Source organism: Blastomonas aquatica (genome assembly GCF_014639875.1).
GTDB lineage: Bacteria > Pseudomonadota > Alphaproteobacteria > Sphingomonadales > Sphingomonadaceae > Blastomonas > Blastomonas aquatica.
In genome coordinates, this window is sequence record NZ_BMGD01000003.1 from 508761 (window position 1) to 528039 (window position 19279).

Here is a 19279-nt window from a genome sequence, read left to right on the forward strand (position 1 = left end):
CCCTCAGGCTGCCACACGCGTAACGTCGGTGATCCGGGCGAGCGATTCTTCGCGTCCCAGAAGTTCGAGCACATCGAAAATACCCGGTGAGCGCGCCTGCCCGGTCAGGGCGGCACGCAGCGGCTGGGCATAAGTGCCAAGGCCGTGCCCTTGTTCCTCGGCGAATTGCGTAAGTCTGTCTTCCAAAGTGGCGGCAGTCCACGGCGCTGTCTCGGCCAGGACTGAAAATACCGTCTGCAAGACCGCGATCCCATCGCCTTCTAGCAAAGATTTTGCTTTGTCGTCCATGCCTATCGGGCGCGACTTGAAGAGAAACTGTGCGCCATCGGCAAGCTCGTTGAGGTCGCGTGCGCGCAGCTTCATCACGGGCATCGCGCGCGCGAGCAGATCGGTTCCAACGGCAGGATCAAAGCCGGGCATCAGCGTAGCGACGCGGGGTGCGACGAGCGCGGCCAGCGCGGCATCGTCCATTTCGCGCAGATACTGGCCATTCAAGTTGACCAGTTTCTTGGCATCGAAGCGCGACGGCGACTTGCCGACGTTGGCGAGCGCAAACAGCTCGGTCGCCTCGGCGCGCGAGATCTTCTCGCGGTCGCCATAGCCCCAGCCCAGCCGCAGCAGATAATTGAACATCGCGTCGGAGACGATCCCCATGTCGTCGCGATAGGCCTCGACCCCCAATGCGCCATGACGCTTGGAAAGCTTGGCACCGTCGTTGCCGTGGATCAGCGGGATATGGGCATAGACCGGCTCTGCCCATTCCATCGCGCGGATCAGCACGAGCTGGCGGAAGGCGTTGTTGAGATGGTCGTCGCCGCGGATAATGTGGGTGACACCCATGTCGTGGTCATCGACCACCACCGCGAGCATATAGGTCGGCGTGCCATCCGAGCGCAGCAGGACGTAATCATCGAGCTCGCGTGCATCGACGGTGACCGAACCCTGGACCTCGTCGGCGATGGTCAGCTTTCCGCCTTCGGGAGCCTTCAGCCGGATAACGAACGGCGCGCCTTCGGGAGCTTCCGAGGCATCGCGGTTCCGCCAGCGACCATCATAGCGCAGCGGCAGCTTCTTTTCGCGCTGCTCGGCGCGCATCGCCTCGAGTTCCTCGGATGTGGCGAAGCATTTGTAGGCATTGCCCGCATCGAGCAGCTGATACGCAACCTCGGCATGGCGCTCGGCGCGCGCGCTCTGGAACACCGGTGCATCGTCCCAGTCCAGCCCCAACCAGTCGAGCCCGGCGAAGATCGCATCGATCGCTTCGGGGGTCGACCGGGCCTTGTCGGTATCCTCGATCCGCAGCAGCGCCTTGCCACCATAATGGCGGGCAAACAGCCAGTTGAACATCGCGGTCCGCGCGCCGCCGATGTGCAGATAACCGGTGGGCGAGGGCGCAAAACGGGTGACCACCTGCCTGTCGGTCGATGCCGCAGTTTCAGGCTGATTTTCGCCGCTTGCACTCACTTAGGCTTTCCTTTCAAACTGGCAGGGCATGGCCCTTTCGACCGCCTCTAGCACGGCTTTCTGGCAGCGACAAATGGCCAGTTTGTCCCGATTTTCAACGCCCGTCGGTCTCGGCGCGGCGACCGATAGCTTCATTCTGGCGGAACGTGACCAACTGCCGCCATGGATTGTCGTGGCGTTCGGGGCAGGGATTGCGGCATGGTTCGCGCTGCCCGGCGGCGACTGGCACTGGGCTGTTATCGCCTTGGGGGCAGCAGTGGCGCTGGCGGTGCTGGGGTTGCACGGCAGCTGGGCGGCGATGGAGCTGGGCGCACGGTGCATGTTCGTTGCCGCGCTGATGCTCGCGCTCGGGGCGGCGCATATGGCGTGGCGCGCCGAGCGAGTCGCTGCTGATCCGCTGGCTGCGCCCTGGTTTGGCGTCCTGACCGGACGCGTGATCGAGCGTGAGATGCAGCCTGCGCGCGGACAGGTGCGGCTTGTGGTGCGGACCGCGCCTGTCTTGGGCCTGCCCAAAACGGTGCGGGTGAACCTCGACCTCACCAGGGACGAACCGCAGGCGCGGCTTGGCGCGATGATCTCGGGCCGGGCCCGGCTGATGCCTCCGGCGCAGGCATCGCTCCCGGGAGGCTACAGCTTTGCCCAGCGCGCGTGGTTCGACGGGCTGGGTGCGACCGGCAGCATGCTCGATCGGCCCAGGGTCCTGCAGCCCGGCCAATCGGCCGGCGGCTTCGATTCGCTGCGTTCGCGGCTATCGGCGCATATCCAGGCGCAGATCGGCGGCGGGGCAGGGGGAATCGCGGCCACGCTGGCCACCGGCGATCGCGGTGCGATCAGCGAGGACGATGCCGAGGCGATGCGGCGCAGTGGCCTTGCGCACCTGCTTTCGATCAGCGGACTGCACGTCACCGCGCTGATCGGCGCGGTGTGGCTGGTGACGCTCAAGCTGCTGGCGCTGTTCCCGCCGCTGGCGCGCGCCTGGCGGCTGCCGTTGGTGGCAGCGGGGGCAGGCGCGCTGGCGGGGATCTGCTATACATTGCTCACCGGGGCCGAGGTGCCGACGATCCGGTCGTGCGCGGCGGCGATGCTTGTGCTGGTTGCGCTGGCGCTGGGGCGCGATCCGGTTTCGCCCAGGCTGATCGCGGCTGGCGCGATGCTGGTGCTGCTGATCTGGCCTGAGACGCTGATGGGGCCGAGCTTCCAGCTCAGCTTTGCTGCGGTCACCGCGATCGTTGCGCTGCATGATCATGAGGCCATGCGCAAATGGGCGGCGGCGGATCTGTCATGGCCGGGGCGCCTCGCGCGATTTCTGGGCATGCTGTTCCTCACCGGGCTGCTGATCGAGTTCACGCTGATGCCGATCGCGCTGCATCATTTCAGCAAGGCGGGGCTCTATGGCGCGCTGGCCAATATGGTCGCGATCCCGCTGACGACCTTTGTCATCATGCCATTGGAGGCCTTTGCACTGATGCTCGACCTGACAGGCTGGGGCGCGCCCGTATGGTGGCTGTGCGGTGCGGCGCTGAACGCGCTGCTCGCACTGGCGCACATGGTGGCCGATGCGCCGGGGGCGGTGACGCTGTTTCCTAAGATGGCGCCCTGGGTGTTCGCGCTCTTTATTATGGGCGGGCTGTGGGTCTTCCTCTGGCGTAGCCGTGTCCGCTGGCTGGGGCTGGCACCGATTGCGCTCGCCAGCACGCTGGTGGCGCTGCAACCGGTGCCCGACCTGCTGATCACCGGCGATGGTCAGCACCTCGCGGTGGCGGGGCAGAGCAGGCAGATGGTTGTCCTGCGTTCACGCACAGGCGATTTCGCATTGCAGGCCTTGAGCGAAAGCGCGGCTTTCGAGGGGGAGGCGGTGCCGATGGCGGAGTGGTCCAAAGCAACCTGCAGCGCCGAGTTCTGCAGCTTCACGCTGACCGGTCGATACCGGGACTATTCGGTGCTGGTCGGACGCAACCGCGAGCGGGTACCCGAGCGGGCATTGGCTGCCGCTTGCCGGCGCGTCGATATCGTCATCGCGGGGCGCTGGCTGCCGCGCAGTTGTCGCCCGCGCTGGATGAAGGTCGATCGCGCGCTGCTGGCCAAGACCGGCGGGATGGCGTTGTATCTCGATGGCCAGACCGTGCGGACGGTTGCCGCCGACCATCGCGGCCACCCCTGGTGGGACCGTGCGATGGACCTGCAAGAGGCGGCGCGCGTGGCAAAACGGGCGGCCAGGACTTCAGTCCCGATCAGCACTCCACCACGTTGACCGCAAGTCCGCCCTGCGAGGTTTCCTTGTAGCGCTCGTTCATGTCGAGCCCGGTGCGGCGCATCGTTTCGATGACCTCGTCAAGGCTCACCCGGTGCGTGCCATCGCCCATCATCGCGAGCCGTGCCGCCTCGATCGCCTTGACTGCGCCAACCGCGTTGCGCTCGATGCAGGGCACCTGCACCAGTCCCGCGACCGGATCGCAAGTCAGGCCAAGGTTATGCTCCATGCCGATCTCTGCAGCATTCTCGACCTGCATCGCAGAGCCGCCCCACGCCGCTACCAGCCCGGCGGCCGCCATCGAGCAGGCAACGCCGACCTCACCCTGGCAGCCGACTTCGGCGCCCGAGATCGATGCGTTTTCCTTGAACAAAGACCCGATCGCGGCGGCGGTGAGCAAAAAGCGCTCGACCCCGGCGGCATTCGCGCCCGGCGCGAACCGGTCATAGAAGCGCAGCACCGATGGCACGATCCCCGCTGCGCCGTTTGTGGGTGCGGTGACGACCTTGCCGCCCGCCGCGTTCTCCTCGTTCACCGCCAGCGCCCACAAATTGACCCAGTCGATGACGGTCAGCGGATCGGACAGCATCCGCTCCTGCCGCTCCATCAGCCGCGCCAGGATCAGCGGCGCGCGGCGCTTGACGCGCAGACCACCGGGCAGTTCTCCGCCGTTGCGCATACCCCGGTCGATGCACGCCGACATTGCGGTGGCAATCTCGTCGAGCCCCTCGGCAAGCGCCTCGGCATCGCGTGCGGCAAGCTCGTTGGCGCGGGTGATCTCGGCAATCGACAGCCCGGTGCGCGCGGCGATCGCAAGCAGCTCGGCGCCTGAGCAGAACACGTGCGGCGGATCCCACAGGCCGCCCGCGCCCGGTGCGTTCGCAGCGGTTTCGTCCTGATCGACCACCGCGCCGCCCCCGACCGAAAAATAGGCGCGCTGCTCGATCGGCTTGCCTGCGCCATCGAACGCGGTGAAGGTCATTGCGTTGGAATGATAATCGAGCCGTTCGCGCTGCAGAAACAGCAGATCCGCCGGTTCATCGAAGGCGATCGCGTGGCGTTTGCCCAGCAAGATTTCGCCCGACCCGCGAATCGCGGTCACCAGCCGGTCTGCGGCATCGGGATCGCAGCTGCGCGGCTCTTCCCCTGCCAGCCCGAGCAAAATCGCGCGGTCGCTGGCATGGCCCTTGCCGGTGAGCGCGAGCGATCCATAGAGCCGGGTCTCAATTCTGCTCACCCGCTCGAGCAACCCCATTTCGGCGAGGCGTTCGACGAAACGGTTCGCGGCGACCATCGGCCCCATGGTGTGCGAGCTCGAAGGGCCGATGCCGATCTTGAACAGATCGAAGACCGAGGCGACCATAAAAATCCTTGCGGTTGACGGGGAAGGTGCGGTCAGTCCGCAGAAGCGTCCTTAGCGCCAAGCAGGTGCCGCTGCCAGAAGGCCAATGTCGTCCAGAACAGGAAATCGGCATTTTCCTTGCGGCGAAAGCCATGGCCCTCGTTGCGCGCGAGCAGATGCCAAGCGGTACCGCCGCGCGATCGCACCGCATCGATGATCTGGTCCGCCTCGCTTGCGGGAACCCGCGGGTCGTTGGCACCGGTCACCACCAGCAGCGGCATCTTGAGCTCGTCGACCCGGGTCAGCGGGCTGATTTCCTGCAGTTTGGCGCGCAGCTCGGGAACGCGCTCGTCACCATATTCGATCCTTCGCAAGTCCCTGCGATATTCCTCCGTATTCTCGAGGAAAGTCACGAAATTGGAGATGGCTACGATACAGGTCGCGGCATTGAACCGGCGGCTAAACCGGATTGCACTGGCATAGCACATATAGCCGCCATAGCTGCCCCCCGTGACGCCAAACCGGCGCTGATCGAGCGTCGGGTACTTGCCCAGCCGGTCCAGAAACGCGCCGATGTCCTTGACCGAATTCTCGCGCAGATAAGGGCCATTGTCGAGGCTGACAAAGCGTTTGCCAAACCCGGTCGATCCGCGGACATTGGGATAGAACAGAGCAATTCCAAGCTCGTTGATCAGATAGTTGCCACGCCCCAGAAAGCCCGCCGAGGCTTGGCCCTCAGGTCCGCCATGGATCGACATGATCAGCGGGCGCTTGCCGGGGTGGCGCTTGGGGTCGGGGCGATACAGCAATCCGGAAATCGGTTCGCCATCGAAGCTCTTGATCTCTACCAGTTCGGGCATCACGTTGGTGTCAGGATCGAGCCCGCCGGTCTCGCTTTCGGTCCAGCGCGTGATAACCCCGGTCGCGATGTCCAAGCTATAGGCATCGCCTGGCGACTGATTGGAGTAAACCGTAAAGCCAAGCGTTCCCCAAGGCGCGAACTTCATCCCGGAGCCGATTTCGCCGGGCGGAAAGCCTGTCACGACCTGGCTGGTGGCAGTGGCGACATCATACAGGTGCAGTCGCGAAAACCCTGCTTCGTTAACGACATAGGCGATGGTCTTGCCATCCTTGGCGATATCGAAATTGCTGATGTCCCAGCGGCCGCCGTCGATCATCGGCGTAAACATGCCGGTTTCCAGATCGACCAGGCCTAACCGCTGGGTGTCCGAATCCTTGTCGCTCGAGACCCACAACCGTCCGTCAGGGGCGAACTGAAGGTTGCCATAAGCAACCGGGGTCGCATCGCGGGTGACCTGGCGGACCGCCCCGGTTTCGATATCGACGATATGCAACTGGCTGTCGGTCACCGAAATGTAATTGAATGCCAGCAGATCGCGGCCATTGGGGGCGAAATCGATCGCCGCCCAGCCGCCGCTGTCGGTCGACAGCACCCGCCGTGCCGATCGGGGATCGCGCGGGTCCATCACATAGATGTCGTTGTAGACCCCGCTGCGCATGTTGCTGCCATAGGCGACCAGCCTGCCATCATCCGACCACGGCCCCAGCGTGTGGCGGCTTTTGCCGTCGGTCAGCAGTGTCATTCGCCCGGCGGCGAGCGCATATATCTGCGAGACTTCGTTGCCACCGGCATCCTTCTCGACCAGCAGCGTCGATCCATCAGGTGACCAGCTTCCGCCAAAGATCGGTTCCTCCTCGAAGCTGATCTGCCGACGCGCGCTGCCGGGGGCCGCGACCCGGTGCAGCTGCGGGACGTTGCCGAACCGGGTGGTGACCAGCATCGACCGGTCCTGCGGGTGCCAACCGACGAAGCTGGCAGTGCGGTATTCGAGATAGGGCCGGGTGTCTGCCACCAGCGACAGCGGGATCGGCGGCACGCCATCGGCCACCATCGCTGCGGGCGGAGAAGCGGCCGGCAGAGTAGATGGCGGCGAGGCGGGCGGCACGGTCTGGGCTTCCTGCGCGAAGACCGATCCCGAGCCAGACAAGGCGATCAGGCCGCACAGGCTGGTGGCAGCCGCCTTCCATTGTCCCATGCCCATCCGCGATCCTCTCGTGTTCTTGATTGCGCGCTCATCTATGCACGGGGGTGCAGATTGGCAATCGGCACCACGCCTCGCAGGACCCGATTGCAACCGTTTAGGCCCTAGGCAGTCCGGACGACAGGTCCTAGAAGCGCCGTCCATGGACCGCACCGCCACCCGTTCCCACGCCAGCAACGCTCCAACGCCGTTCGTCCTTCTCGACGATGCCCGCACGGATCACGCCAGTGCCCCGCGGTTGTATCGCGATCCAGTGCGGTGTCTTTCGGCAGCCACGGGGCCAGAGCTAGACCGGCTGCTCGACGATCTGCGCGAAGCGGCGCGGCAAGGCCTGCACGCAGCGGGGTGCTTTGCCTATGAGGCAGGCCTCGCGCTCGAACCCCGGTTGCGCCCCTTGCTCGAAGACCTGCCGCCGATGCAGCTTGCCTGGTTCGGTCTGTTCACGAACTATGACGTTATGACACCTGATGAGGTCGATGCCTGGCTGTTGGACGCTGGTGGCAGCGGCGAGGCGTTCCTGACCCCGGCCCGTCCCGCGATGAGCGAAGCCGACTACGCCGCCCGCTTTGCCCGGGTGCACGCATGCATCGCCAGTGGCGACATCTATCAGGCCAACCTCACCTTCCAGAACGCGGCTGCGATTTCGGGTCATCCGCTGGCGTTGTACCGCGCGCTGCGAGGAGGATCGGCAGCAGGGTATGGCGGGGTGGTGTTCGACGGCGCCGACTGGCAGCTCAGCCTGTCGCCCGAACTGTTCTTCTCGCTGCGCAATGGCGAAGTAACCGCACGGCCGATGAAGGGCACCGCGCCGCGCCACAAGGATCCCGAACGCGACGCCGAGGCGGCCCGAGCGCTGGCAGCATCGCAGAAGGACCGTGCCGAGAACCTGATGATCGTCGATCTGCTGCGTAACGACCTGTCGCGGATCGCCGCGCCGGGCAGCGTATCGGTGACCGATCTGTTCCGGATTGAGAGCTATCCCACCGTCCACCAGATGACCTCGACCGTGCGCGCTGCCGTCGCGCCGGGACTGGACGCGGTGGATATCCTGCGCGCGATCTTCCCCTGCGGATCGATCACCGGTGCGCCCAAGATCCGCGCGATGGAGCTGCTGCACCAGATTGAGGCCGGGCCGCGCGGAATCTATTGCGGGTCGATCGGGCGAATCGACCCCGCACAGCAAGGCCAACCCGGGGACGCTGCGTTCAATGTCGCAATTCGCACCTTGCATCTGGCCGCCGATACGCAAAAGGTCAGCGTGGGGCTGGGATCGGGGGTGGTCGCGGACTCGACCACCCCCGATGAATGGCGCGAATGTCTGGTCAAGGGGGCGTTCTTGAAGGCGGCGACGAAGAATTTCGATCTGATCGAGACGATGGGGTTCGATCCAGCTCAGGGCATCGTTCGCCTCGAACTGCATCTGGAGCGGATGAAGGCAAGCGCGGCGGAGCTGGGCTTTTCGTTCGACCGGCATGCGGTGCGCAATGCGCTCAATCATGCCTGTTTCTATCTCGATGCCCCTACCCGCATTCGGCTGTTGCTGGCAGCGACCGGCGATACCGCGATCGAGATGCGCCCTGCGCCCGCACCGATTGCGGAACCGCTTCAGGTGGTGATCCGCGCCATGGGATTGTCACCCGATGATATCCGGCTGGCGCACAAGACCACTGACCGGGCGTGTTACGATCAGCCCCGGCACGATGCATATGCCGACTGCGGCGCAGACGAGGTGGTGTTCGCCGATGCCGACGGGGCCCTTACCGAGGGCAGCTTCACCAGCCTGTTTGTCGAGCGTGATGGCAAGCTGCTGACCCCGCCACTCGCCAAGGGTCTGCTACCCGGCATCTTGCGAAGCGAGCTGATCAATCAGGGGCGCGCGGTCGAGGCGGCCCTGACCGAGCGCGATCTGGCCGGTGGATTCTGGCTCGGCAACTCGCTGCGTGGGTTGATGCAGGCGCGCGTCCTACCTTGATCGACACCTGAATGGCGCCTGTCTAAAAAGCTGAACGCTCGCCTGTGCCGTGGTTCACAGCGGATACAGCCGAAACAGGCCAGGTTTGTGACGGTCAAGCAAAGCCATCCGGCAGGTAGCTTGATTCGCACCAGGTGCGGCTTATGTCGCTCCCAAGACATGTAACCCTGCACGCCGTGACGACGAACACGGGCATGCGGAAATGAGAAACGAGGTCGTTGTGAGCACCATCCTGACATCGGAACTGTTCCGCAACTTCATGGGCGGATTTGTTATTGGCGCGGTAGCCTTGTTTGCGCTGCAACCGGGCGAAGCCGATGCCGCGCGGCACAGTACGGCCATATCGGTCGAAGCCGCCATCGAAAGCCCCGGCACCTGATGACATACCGCACCCGCACCCTTTCTGCGCTTGCGGCGCTCGGCTTGCTGGGTGTGGCCGCATTCTCGCTTGATGGAGGCGCGGTTGCCTTCGCGGCCGAGGAGGCAAAGATCATCCCCGCGCCTAAATTGAAGGTCGCCGAAACCGGCAATCAGCGGGTGGCGATTTTCGCAGGCGGATGCTTTTGGGGTGTCGAAGGTGTGTTCAGCCACATGAAAGGCGTCAAGAGCGCGGTGTCGGGCTATCACGGTGATGGCAAGGCGAATGCCAGCTACAACGATGTGTCGAGCGGGGCGACCCGGCATGCCGAATCCGTGCGGGTGGTTTATGACCCCGCACAGGTCAGCTATGCTCAGCTGCTGCAGGTCTATTTCTCGGTGATTGCCGATCCAACGCTGCTCAACCGGCAGGGCCCCGATACCGGGCGGCATTATCGCACAGCCCTGATCCCGGTGGACAAGAGCCAGGCGCAGGTCGCGCGTGCCTATATCGCGCAGTTGGGCACGTCCGGTGTATGGAAGAAGCCGATCGTCACGACGGTCGAGCCGTACAAGGCCTTCTATTCGGCAGAAGCGTATCACCAGGACTTCATGTTCAAAAATCCTGATCACCCTTATATCCAGCGATGGGATGCGGTGAAGGTGGCCAACCTCAAGCGCGTCTTTCCGTCGCTCTATGTCGCAAAACCGGTGCGCGGCTGATCGCTTCGACCGATTGTCACCATTGCAACCTTCCGGTGCGATGCGTAGGTATGGCGCATGTCCACCGTTAAAGACCATGGCCACAGGCACAAGGAGCATGAGGGCGCCGATCTTGCCCACGCTGCCCGCACATCGCTGGAAGCAGCAGGCGAGCAGTGGACCGACATGCGCGAGTCGATTTTCACCGCTCTGGCTGCAATCGAGAAGCCTGCCTCTGCTTATGATATCGCCGATTCTGTCAGCAAGGCGCGCGGCAAACGCGTTGCGCCCAACAGCGTCTATCGGATCCTCGACCTATTCGTGCGCACCAACCTTGCGCGCCGGGTTGAGAGCATCAACGCTTATATCGCCAATTCGCACCCCGGCTGTCTGCACGACTGCATCTTCCTGGTGTGCGATTCGTGCGGTTCGGCCACGCATATCGATGACGACGGCCTGTCGCGCAGCGTCCGCAAAACCGCTGAGTCCGCCGGTTATGTCGATATCCGTCCGGTGATCGAAGTCCGCGGTCGGTGCGCGCAATGTGACTGAAACTCCGCATTTGCGGAACTGTCCAAAAAACTTTACACTCATATCGCCTTTCCGTGTCGGTCAATCGACAGAGGCTCCAAAGGAGTCTAGGATAAGCGGTTGAAAGGGAACTTAATGACCAATCTGCCCGCAACGCCATTGCTTGATACCGTCGATACGCCTGCAGACCTGCGCAAGCTCAAGCCTGCGCAGCTTCGCCAGTTGGCAGACGAACTGCGGCAGGAAGTGATCTCGGCCGTGTCGGTCACCGGCGGGCATCTGGGCGCGGGTCTGGGCGTGGTCGAGCTGACCACGGCAATCCATTATGTTTTCGAAACACCGCGTGACCGTCTGATCTGGGACGTCGGGCATCAGTGCTATCCGCACAAGATCCTGACCGGCCGACGCGACCGTATCCGCACCCTGCGCACTGGTGGCGGGCTTTCGGGTTTCACCAAGCGTTCGGAGAGTGAATACGACCCGTTCGGCGCAGCGCATAGCTCGACTTCGATTTCCGCGGCCCTTGGCTTTGCCACCGCGAACCAGATGACCGGCGCGCCGGGCAAAGCGATCGCGGTTATCGGCGATGGCGCGATGAGCGCGGGCATGGCCTATGAGGCGATGAACAACGCCGAGCGCGCGGGCAACCGTCTGGTCGTCATCCTCAACGACAACGACATGTCGATCGCGCCGCCGGTGGGTGGGCTGTCGGGCTATCTGGCGCGGATCGTATCCAGCCGCGAGTTCTTGGGCGTCCGCGAGGCGCTGAAGCGTCTGGCGCGCAAGCTGCCCAAGAGCCTGCACACCGCAGCGCGCAAGACCGATGAATATGCCCGCGGCATGGCGATGGGCGGCACGCTGTTCGAAGAACTGGGCTTCTATTATGTCGGCCCGATCGACGGGCACGATATGGACCAGCTCGTCGCGGTGCTCGAGAATGTCCGCGATGCCGCCGAAGGCCCGTGCCTGATCCACGTCGTGACCCAGAAGGGCAAGGGCTATGCGCCTGCCGAAGCTGCTGCCGATAAATATCACGGCGTTGCCAAGTTCGATGTCGTCACCGGCAAGCAGGACAAGGCCGCCGCCGGCCCGCCCGCCTATCAGAACGTGTTCGGCGAAACGCTCGCCAAACTCGCCGAAACCGATCCCACCATCTGCGCGATCACCGCAGCGATGCCTTCGGGCACCGGGGTCGACAAGTTCGCCAAGGCACACCCTGACCGCACGTTCGATGTCGGGATTGCCGAGCAGCATGCGGTGACTTTCGCCGCCGGCCTCGCCGCGCAGGGGATGCGCCCGTTTTGCGCGATCTATTCGACCTTCCTGCAGCGCGCCTATGACCAGGTGGTGCACGATGTCGCGATCCAGAACCTTCCGGTGCGCTTCGCGATCGATCGCGCAGGGTTGGTCGGCGCCGATGGCTCGACCCATGCCGGTTCGTTCGACATCACCTATCTTGCCACCCTGCCCAACATGGTGGTGATGGCCGCGGCCGACGAGGCCGAACTGGTCCACATGACCTATACCGCCGCGTGCCACGACAGCGGACCGATTGCGTTCCGCTACCCGCGCGGCAACGGCATCGGCATTGCGCTGCCTGAGGTTCCCGAGCGGCTCGAGATCGGCAAGGGCCGCATCGTGCGCGAAGGCAAGAAGGTCGCGATCCTCTCGCTGGGCACCCGCCTTGCCGAAGCCCGCAAGGCCGCCGACGTGCTCGATGCCAAGGGGCTTTCGACCACGGTGGCCGATCTGCGCTTTGCCAAGCCGCTCGACGAGGAAATGATCCGTAAGCTGCTCGCGACGCATGATGTGTGCGTCACGGTGGAAGAAGGCGCGATCGGCGGTCTGGGCGCGCATGTGCTGACGATGGCGTCGGACGCTGGCCTGATCGATGCGGGCCTCAAGCTGCGCACCATGCGCTTGCCCGATACCTTCCAGGACCAGGAAAAGCCCGAAGTGCAGTATGCCGAAGCCGGGCTGGATGCCGATGGCATTGTCGACACGGTACTCAAGGCGCTGCGCCACAACAGCGCGGGCGTATCTGTGGTTGGGGATGGCGCGCGCGCCTGATCGCGCCGCCGCCAGCTTTACCACCCGCCATCAGAGCAGGCACAAAAAAGCCCGGGAATCTCACGATCCACCGGGCATTTTTTGTGATCTCGATAAGGCGCGCTTATTGCGGGATCGAAGCCTTGGCGTCCTGGCCATCGCCTTCGGGCGCTGCGACGATATCGCGGGTGGTGGCGCCCTTGTCGGTGGTCTGCGTTCCGGGATCGCCGACCTGAGAGCGGATCGCGGTGTCGGGCGTACCTGCACGGTCAAGCGCTGCGCCTTCGACACCGGTGCGCTGCTGCGGACCACCGAACAGCGCATCAAGCGCCTGCTGGCTGGCAGGTACCGACTGCGGGCGCGCCGCGCCGGGGGTGGGCGGGGTCAGCGCGAAATCGGGCGGGATCACCAAAGGCGCCTGGCGCGATACCGCGAATTCGTCGGGACGGTCGCGGTTGAATACACCGCCGCTCGATCCGCAGGCCGACAGCGTTGCCGCGGCGAGCGTGACACCGGCGATCAGGGGCAGTTTGCGCCCGGGTTTAAACATGGTCATTCTCCGTTTTGGCGGCGGGGGCCATATCGCTAGGTCCGCCAGCCTGAACCCCGGATGTAGGGGCTTCAGATTTGCCGGACTTGTCGCCGATTATCAGAACGCGGGCAAGCAATAACAGCACCCCGATGGTGATCGCGGCGTCGGCAATGTTGAAGATCATGAACGGCCGAAAAGCGCCGAAATGCAGGTCGGCATAATCGACGACATAGCCCAGCCGCGCGCGATCGATGATGTTGCCCAACGCCCCGCCCAGGATCATGCCCAGCGCGATGATGTCCCCGCGCGCGCGCTCTTTCCACATCCACAGCAGCACCACGGTGGCGATGATCCCGGTCAGTGCGACCAGCAGCCAGCGCGCGGTATCGGTCTCGGCGGTGAGAAACCCCATCGAGACGCCGCGGTTCTCGGCCCAGGTCAGGTTGAAGAACGAGGTGATCTCGATCTGCAACCGGCTCTTGAGCGCCAGCGGTCCTGCGACGATGAACTTGGCGATCTGGTCGATCACCAGGATCGCGACGGCCAGTGCGACGCCTTCGGTGCGATAGCGAGCGAGGCTCATGCGGCGCACTCCGCGCTTCCATTTTCGTCATGCTGAACTTGTTTCAGCACCCATCGTGCCGATGCAACCGAAGGCGCGCGGGGCGAAATGGGCCCTGAAACAAGTTCAGGGTGACAGGGAGAGAAATTGGTAGCACTCACGCTAGCATCTCCGTGCAGCGATCGCACAAGGTGCCGTCCTCGGTCACCTCGGGGAGGTGACGCCAGCAGCGGCCGCATTTGTGGTGGGTGGTACGGGTGACTTTGATTGTCTCGACCGCAGCCAATTCTACGTCTGCGGTGATGAACAGTTCTGCCATTTCGGCAGTCGAGAAATCGCCTTGGGACGCTGCATCGCTGCCGACTTTTACTTCGGCCTCGAGGCTGGAGCGGACAGTCTTGTCGCGGCGCAGTGGCTCGATCGCTTCGGTCACGTCGCGGCGCAGCTTGCGCAGACGGTCCCATTTGCGTTCGATGTCATTGAGACCATCAATATCAAGATTGCCTTGGTTGTTACCAAGATCAGGCAGCACTGGCCACTCCAGCAGGTGCACGCTGCCGCCATCGGGATAGCGCGTGGTCCAGACCTCTTCGGCAGTGAACACCAGCACCGGCGCGGCGTAGCGGACCAGCGCCTCGAACAGCACGTGCAGCACGGAACGATACGCGCGGCGCTTGTCGGTGCCATGCGGGTGCGCGGGGCCGATGTCGCAGTACAGGCAGTCCTTGCGGATATCGAAGAAGAACGCCGACAGGTCGTTGTTGGCGAAATCGGCCAAAGTTCGGACATAGGTGTTGTAGTCGAAATCCTCGACCGCCTGGCGCAGCTTGGCGTCCAGATCGGCCAGCAGGTGCAGCACATAGCGCTCGAGCTCGGGCATGGCCTCGACCGCCACGCCTTCGGCCTTCTCATCAAATCCAGCAAGCGCGCCGAGCATGTAGCGGAAGGTGTTGCGCAGCTTGCGGTACTGGTCCGAGACGCCGGCGAGGATTTCCTTGCCGATGCGGTGATCCTCGGTGAAATCGACCGACAGAGCCCACAACCGCAGGATGTCCGCGCCCGAATCCTTGATCAGCGTGAGCGGATCGATGGTGTTGCCCAGCGACTTGGACATCTTCATGCCCTTGGCGTCCATCGTGAAGCCATGGGTCAGCACTGCCTTGTAGGGCGCATGGCCGCGCGTGCCGCAGCTTTCCATCAGCGAGGACTGGAACCAGCCGCGATGCTGATCCGACCCTTCGAGATACAGGTCCGCCCAGGGGCCGACATGGCCTTCGGGCCGCGTCAGATCGGGCCATTTGCCGCTTTCGAGCACGAACGCATGGGTGCAGCCGCTGTCGAACCACACGTCGAGAATGTCGGTGACGCGCTCGTAATCGGCGATGTCGTAATCGGGGCCGAGCAGGGCAGGGGCGGCGTCATCGTTCCATGCATCGACACCGGCCTCACGCATCGCGGCAACGATGCGGGCGTTGACCGCGGGGTCTTTCAGATACTGGCCGGTCTTGCGGTTGACGAACAAGGTGATCGGCACGCCCCAGGCGCGCTGGCGGCTGATCACCCAGTCGGGGCGACCCTCGACCATCGACCGGATGCGGTTCTCGCCCTTGGCGGGGACCCAGCGGGTGTCGGTGATCGCCTGCATCGCGGTTTGGCGGAGTGTCTTAGCCCTCTCCCCTTCAGGGGAGAGGGTTGGGAGAGGGGACTGCGAAGAGGTGAGCGACTGCCCCTCTCCTTCCGCCACTGCGTGGCTCCCTCCTCTCCCCTGAAGGGGAGAGGGCAGGATTGGCGCATCCATCGGAATGAACCATTGCGGGGTGCAGCGATAGATCACCCGCGCCTTCGAGCGCCACGAGTGGGGATAGCTGTGCTGGAAAGCGGCTGCTGACAGCAACGCGCCTGCCACGCGCAGATCTTCGCAGATCGGGCCATCTGGCGCGTTGAACTTGGGGTTGATCACCGACATCCGCCGCTCATCCGCGCCGCCGAGCCAGGCCCAGTCATCGCGATAGCGCCCGTCGCCCTCGACCGCGAACACCGGCTCGATGCCATGCGCCTTGCACAGATCGAAGTCGTCCTCGCCATGGTCGGGCGACATATGGACAAGGCCCGTACCCGCATCGGTGGTAACGAAATCGCCGGGCAGGAAGGGGCGGGGCTTGGCGAAGAAGCCGCCGAGTTCGTGCATCGGGTGGCGGGCAGTGGCTCCGGCGAGCTGCGCGCCAGTACCCTGCCAAACCACGTCCTCAAGGCCCTCAAGACCAAGCCGTGCATGGATAGCACCACTTTCCAGCAAAGCCTTCGAGACCAGCAATTTGTGTCCACGATGTTCGCCAAACGCAATGTACTCAACCTCAGGCCCATAAGCCAAAGCCTGGTTCACCGGAATCGTCCAAGGCGTCGTCGTCCAGATCACCGCATACGCCCCGACCAATTCGGGCGCATTGGGAGCATCGACAATCTCGAACGCCACATCGATCTGCGTGCTCGTCACATCCGCGTATTCGACCTCGGCCTCGGCGAGCGCGGTCTTTTCGACCGGCGACCACATCACCGGCTTGGCGCCGCGATAGAGCTGGCCGGTTTCGGCGAACTTCATCAGCTCCTGCACGATGGTCGCTTCGGCGGCGAAATCCATCGTCAGGTACGGATTGTCCCAGTCGCCGTTGATACCCAGGCGCTTCAATTGCTCGCGCTGGGTGTTCACCCAATGCTGGGCATAGGCGCGGCATTCGGCGCGGAAGGCAACCGGATCGACCTCGTCCTTGTTGAGCTTCTTCTTGCGATACTGCTCCTCGATCTTCCACTCGATCGGCAGGCCGTGGCAGTCCCAGCCGGGAACGTACGGCGCGTCCTTGCCCAGCAGCGACTGGGTGCGGCAGACCATGTCCTTGAGGATATGGTTGAGCGCATGGCCGATGTGCATGTCGCCGTTGGCGTACGGCGGGCCATCGTGGAGGATGAACTTCTCGCGGCCTTTTCGTGCGTCGCGGAGCTGGCGGTAGAGGTCCGCCTCCTGCCAGCGCGCCAGAATAGCCGGTTCCTTCTGGGCGAGGCCAGCCTTCATCGGGAAGTCGGTGGCGGGCAGAAAGACGGTGTCTTTATAGTCCGTGGCGGTGGCAGCAGTCTGGTCAGTCATAGACGCTGGCGCTTAAGGCGCGCAGGGCTTTCAGGCAAGCAATTCCCGCGCGCGCACGCAGTCTGCCTCGATCTGCGCGGTCAGTTCCTCCATCGAGCCGAACTTCGCCTCGGGGCGGATGAAGTGACGCAACGCGACCTCGATCGTCTGGCCATACAGGTCTTCGTTGAAATCGAAGAAATGCGGCTCGAGCAGTTCCTTGGGCGGATCGAACTGCGGGCGGATGCCGAGGTTCGCCGCGCCCTTCAGCACCCGGCCATCGGCGAGGTGCCCGGTGACGGCATACACCCCGTACATCGGCCGCAGATAGCTGCCCATGTCGATGTTCGCGGTGGGATAGCCCAGCAGACGCCCGTTCTTGTCGCCATGCTGGACCACGCCGCGCACCGCAAACGGCCGGGTCATCAGCCGCTCAGCCTCGTCGGGGCGGCCCTGGAGCAAGCATTCGCGAATGCGGCTGGACGAGATGATCGCGTCTTCGGTCGACACCGGGCCGACCGCCTCGCTGCGCAGGCCGAGCAACGCGCCTAGATCGCGTAGTACCTCGATGTTGCCGCCGCGCCCCTTGCCGAAGGTGAAGTCCTCGCCGGTGACCACGCCCTTGGCGCCAAAGCGGGTGACCAGCAGATCCCCGACGAAATTGCCTGCGGTGGTGTTGGCGAGGATCTCGTCAAAGGCGAACACCAGCATGGCGTCGGCCCCTGCCTCGGCGAACAATTGCTGGCGTTGCTCGAGGCTGGTCAGCCGGAACGGGGGGATATCAGGCTTGAAATAGCGCACGGGATGCGGATCGAACGTCGCGATGATCGCCGGGCGTGCCTCGGCCTTGGCCCACGCGATGGCGCGCCCCGCCACGGCCTGATGCCCGGCGTGAAAGCCGTCGAAGTTCCCCAGCGCGATGATGCCCCCGCGCAAGCGTTCTGGCAGCCGCTCGCTGCCCTCCACCCTGATCATGCTAGAGCCTGATGACATGGGATTGCGCCACCGCGAGCGGCGGGCAAAATTTGGCCGATTGCGGCGTCAATCGTCGGTCACTATGCGACAGCATAGCTCCCTCCTTTTTCCTTGCACTCGGCCAAATTTTGCTCCGTCACGGCGGCGTAATCCCATGTCATCAGGCTCATGCCTATAGGGCCTTGCCGGGCAGGGGTTCAATGCCCTGTTTGATGATGCGCAGCGCATTGCCGCCCATGACGGCGCGAATCTCGGCCTCGGTGAAGCCGATGTCGAGCAAGGCCTGCGTCACCTGGACGATCTGGCTGGCGTCGAACCGGGTGGTCACCGCGCCATCGAAGTCGCTGCCGAGGGCAACATGCTCGATGCCGACAAGGTCGCGGACATGGGCGATCGATTGCGCGATCTTGACTGGATCGGTCGAGCACAAGGCCCCGTCCCAATAGCCGATGCCGATGATCCCGCCGGTCGCAGCCACGCCGCGGATCTCCGTGTCGGAGAGGTTGCGGTTGACCTTGCACACCGCCTGCACGCCGCCATGGCTGGAGACGACGGGGCGCCGCGCCATGCTCAATATATCCGCGACCGCAGGATGGCTGGAGTGCGCGATATCGACGATGATGCCCCTGGCTTCCATCGCGCGGATCATCTTGCGACCAAAGGGTGTGAGGCCGCCCTTGGCCTCACCGTGCATCGATCCGGCGAGGTCGTTGTCGAAGAAGTGTACCAGCCCCGCCATGCGCATGCCGACGCCATACAGCCGATCGAGGTTTTCTGCCTTGCCCTCGAGGTTCTGCAGCCCCTCGACCGAATACAGCGCGCCGGTGACCTGTTTGCCCGCAGCTCGCGCGGCGAGCAGTCGGTCGATATCGCCGGCGCGGCGAACCAGCATCAGCCGACCGTCCGAGGCCTTGGCGGCGGCGGCGAGCTTCTGCCCATGCCACATCGATCGTTCATGCACCGAAAACCAGGTGCGGAACGGTTGCAACTGCGCCATTGCCAGCAGGGTGATGTTGTCGGTCTCGGCAGAGTTGCTGTCGTAATTCTGTCCACGCGGGGTCTTGGAGACTGAGGAAAACACCTGCAGCGCCACATTACCTGTCTCGAGCCGGGGCAGGTCGATATGCCCGCGCGCCGCCTTGTCGAGCAGATCGCGTTTCCACAGTAAGGTATCGCCGTGCAGATCGGCGATCTGCAGCGTCGCGTGCAGCTTGGCCGCATCGGCACGGACTGCCGGCAGCGGCTCGTCGGTCACGACATTGGTCTGCGCCTCGAACTGCGCTGGCAGCACGGTAACCACGAACACCAGCCCTGCGACAATAACCAGCAGCAGCCCCAGAGCTATCTTGCGGATCACGGCA

14 protein-coding genes are annotated in these 19279 nt (G+C 64.1%); 6 read left to right on the forward strand and 8 right to left on the reverse strand.

What is annotated here, in order from left to right; genetic code table 11:
- Positions 1-3 precede the first annotated feature (3 nt).
- Positions 4-1464 carry a glutamate--tRNA ligase gene (gltX, locus tag IEW00_RS10390; RefSeq protein ID WP_188514310.1) on the reverse strand — a complete coding sequence of 487 codons (1461 nt, stop codon included), beginning with the start codon at positions 1462-1464 and terminating at the stop codon, positions 4-6.
- A 73-nt stretch (positions 1465-1537) separates the two neighbouring features.
- Between gltX and IEW00_RS10395 the strand changes: the two genes are divergently transcribed.
- Positions 1538-3715 (forward strand): ComEC/Rec2 family competence protein, encoded by a 2178-nt coding sequence (locus IEW00_RS10395; RefSeq protein WP_188514311.1) that lies wholly within the window; start codon positions 1538-1540, stop codon positions 3713-3715.
- On the opposite strand, the gene IEW00_RS10400 is transcribed toward IEW00_RS10395, so the two are convergent.
- Together IEW00_RS10400 and IEW00_RS10405 are read right to left on the reverse strand one after the other, a co-directional pair.
- The gene (locus IEW00_RS10400; RefSeq protein WP_188514312.1) at positions 3696-5078 is read right to left on the reverse strand and encodes an L-serine ammonia-lyase; all 1383 of its coding nucleotides are present in this window, start codon (positions 5076-5078) and stop codon (positions 3696-3698) included. The genes IEW00_RS10395 and IEW00_RS10400 overlap by 20 nt on opposite strands.
- Before the next feature lie 32 nt (positions 5079-5110).
- The gene (locus IEW00_RS10405; RefSeq protein WP_229736958.1) at positions 5111-7120 is read right to left on the reverse strand and encodes a S9 family peptidase; all 2010 of its coding nucleotides are present in this window, start codon (positions 7118-7120) and stop codon (positions 5111-5113) included.
- Between the two features lie 142 nt (positions 7121-7262).
- On the opposite strand from IEW00_RS10405, the gene pabB reads away from it, so the two are divergent.
- From pabB to dxs, 5 genes are all read left to right on the forward strand, one after another.
- The gene (gene pabB / locus IEW00_RS10410) at positions 7263-9092 is read left to right on the forward strand and encodes an aminodeoxychorismate synthase component I (protein ID WP_188514313.1); all 1830 of its coding nucleotides are present in this window, start codon (positions 7263-7265) and stop codon (positions 9090-9092) included.
- A gap of 202 nt (positions 9093-9294) precedes the next feature.
- A complete protein-coding gene (locus IEW00_RS10415) occupies positions 9295-9471 on the forward strand; it encodes a hypothetical protein (protein ID WP_188514632.1) in 177 nt (58 codons plus the stop codon).
- Entirely contained in the window at positions 9471-10172 is a 702-nt protein-coding gene (gene msrA / locus IEW00_RS10420; RefSeq protein ID WP_188514314.1) for a peptide-methionine (S)-S-oxide reductase MsrA, read from the forward strand. Before IEW00_RS10415 ends, msrA begins: the two co-directional genes overlap by 1 nt.
- 57 nt (positions 10173-10229) lie before the next feature.
- Positions 10230-10703 carry a Fur family transcriptional regulator gene (locus IEW00_RS10425; RefSeq protein WP_188514315.1) on the forward strand — a complete coding sequence of 158 codons (474 nt, stop codon included), beginning with the start codon at positions 10230-10232 and terminating at the stop codon, positions 10701-10703.
- 114 nt (positions 10704-10817) lie between these two features.
- Positions 10818-12752, forward strand: coding sequence for a 1-deoxy-D-xylulose-5-phosphate synthase (gene dxs, locus IEW00_RS10430; RefSeq protein WP_188514316.1), 1935 nt, complete (start codon positions 10818-10820; stop codon positions 12750-12752).
- Between the two features lie 103 nt (positions 12753-12855).
- Here dxs and IEW00_RS10435 read toward each other — a convergent pair whose 3' ends face one another.
- The 5 genes from IEW00_RS10435 to IEW00_RS10455 all read right to left on the reverse strand — a co-directional run bounded on the left by IEW00_RS10435 (position 12856) and on the right by IEW00_RS10455 (position 19275).
- On the reverse strand, positions 12856-13281 hold the full coding sequence (locus IEW00_RS10435; RefSeq protein WP_188514317.1) for a DUF3035 domain-containing protein: 426 nt from the start codon (positions 13279-13281) through the stop codon (positions 12856-12858).
- Positions 13274-13846, reverse strand: a complete 573-nt coding sequence (gene lspA, locus IEW00_RS10440) for a signal peptidase II (RefSeq protein ID WP_188514318.1) — start codon at positions 13844-13846, stop codon at positions 13274-13276. The genes IEW00_RS10435 and lspA overlap by 8 nt, the downstream gene beginning before the upstream one ends.
- Positions 13847-13982: 136 nt before the next feature.
- The gene (gene ileS / locus IEW00_RS10445; protein ID WP_188514319.1) at positions 13983-16964 is read right to left on the reverse strand and encodes an isoleucine--tRNA ligase; all 2982 of its coding nucleotides are present in this window, start codon (positions 16962-16964) and stop codon (positions 13983-13985) included.
- Between the two features lie 30 nt (positions 16965-16994).
- Positions 16995-17918 carry a bifunctional riboflavin kinase/FAD synthetase gene (locus tag IEW00_RS10450; protein WP_188514320.1) on the reverse strand — a complete coding sequence of 308 codons (924 nt, stop codon included), beginning with the start codon at positions 17916-17918 and terminating at the stop codon, positions 16995-16997.
- Between the two features lie 172 nt (positions 17919-18090).
- A complete protein-coding gene (locus IEW00_RS10455) occupies positions 18091-19275 on the reverse strand; it encodes a dipeptidase (RefSeq protein ID WP_188514321.1) in 1185 nt (394 codons plus the stop codon).
- Positions 19276-19279: the final 4 nt, after the last annotated feature.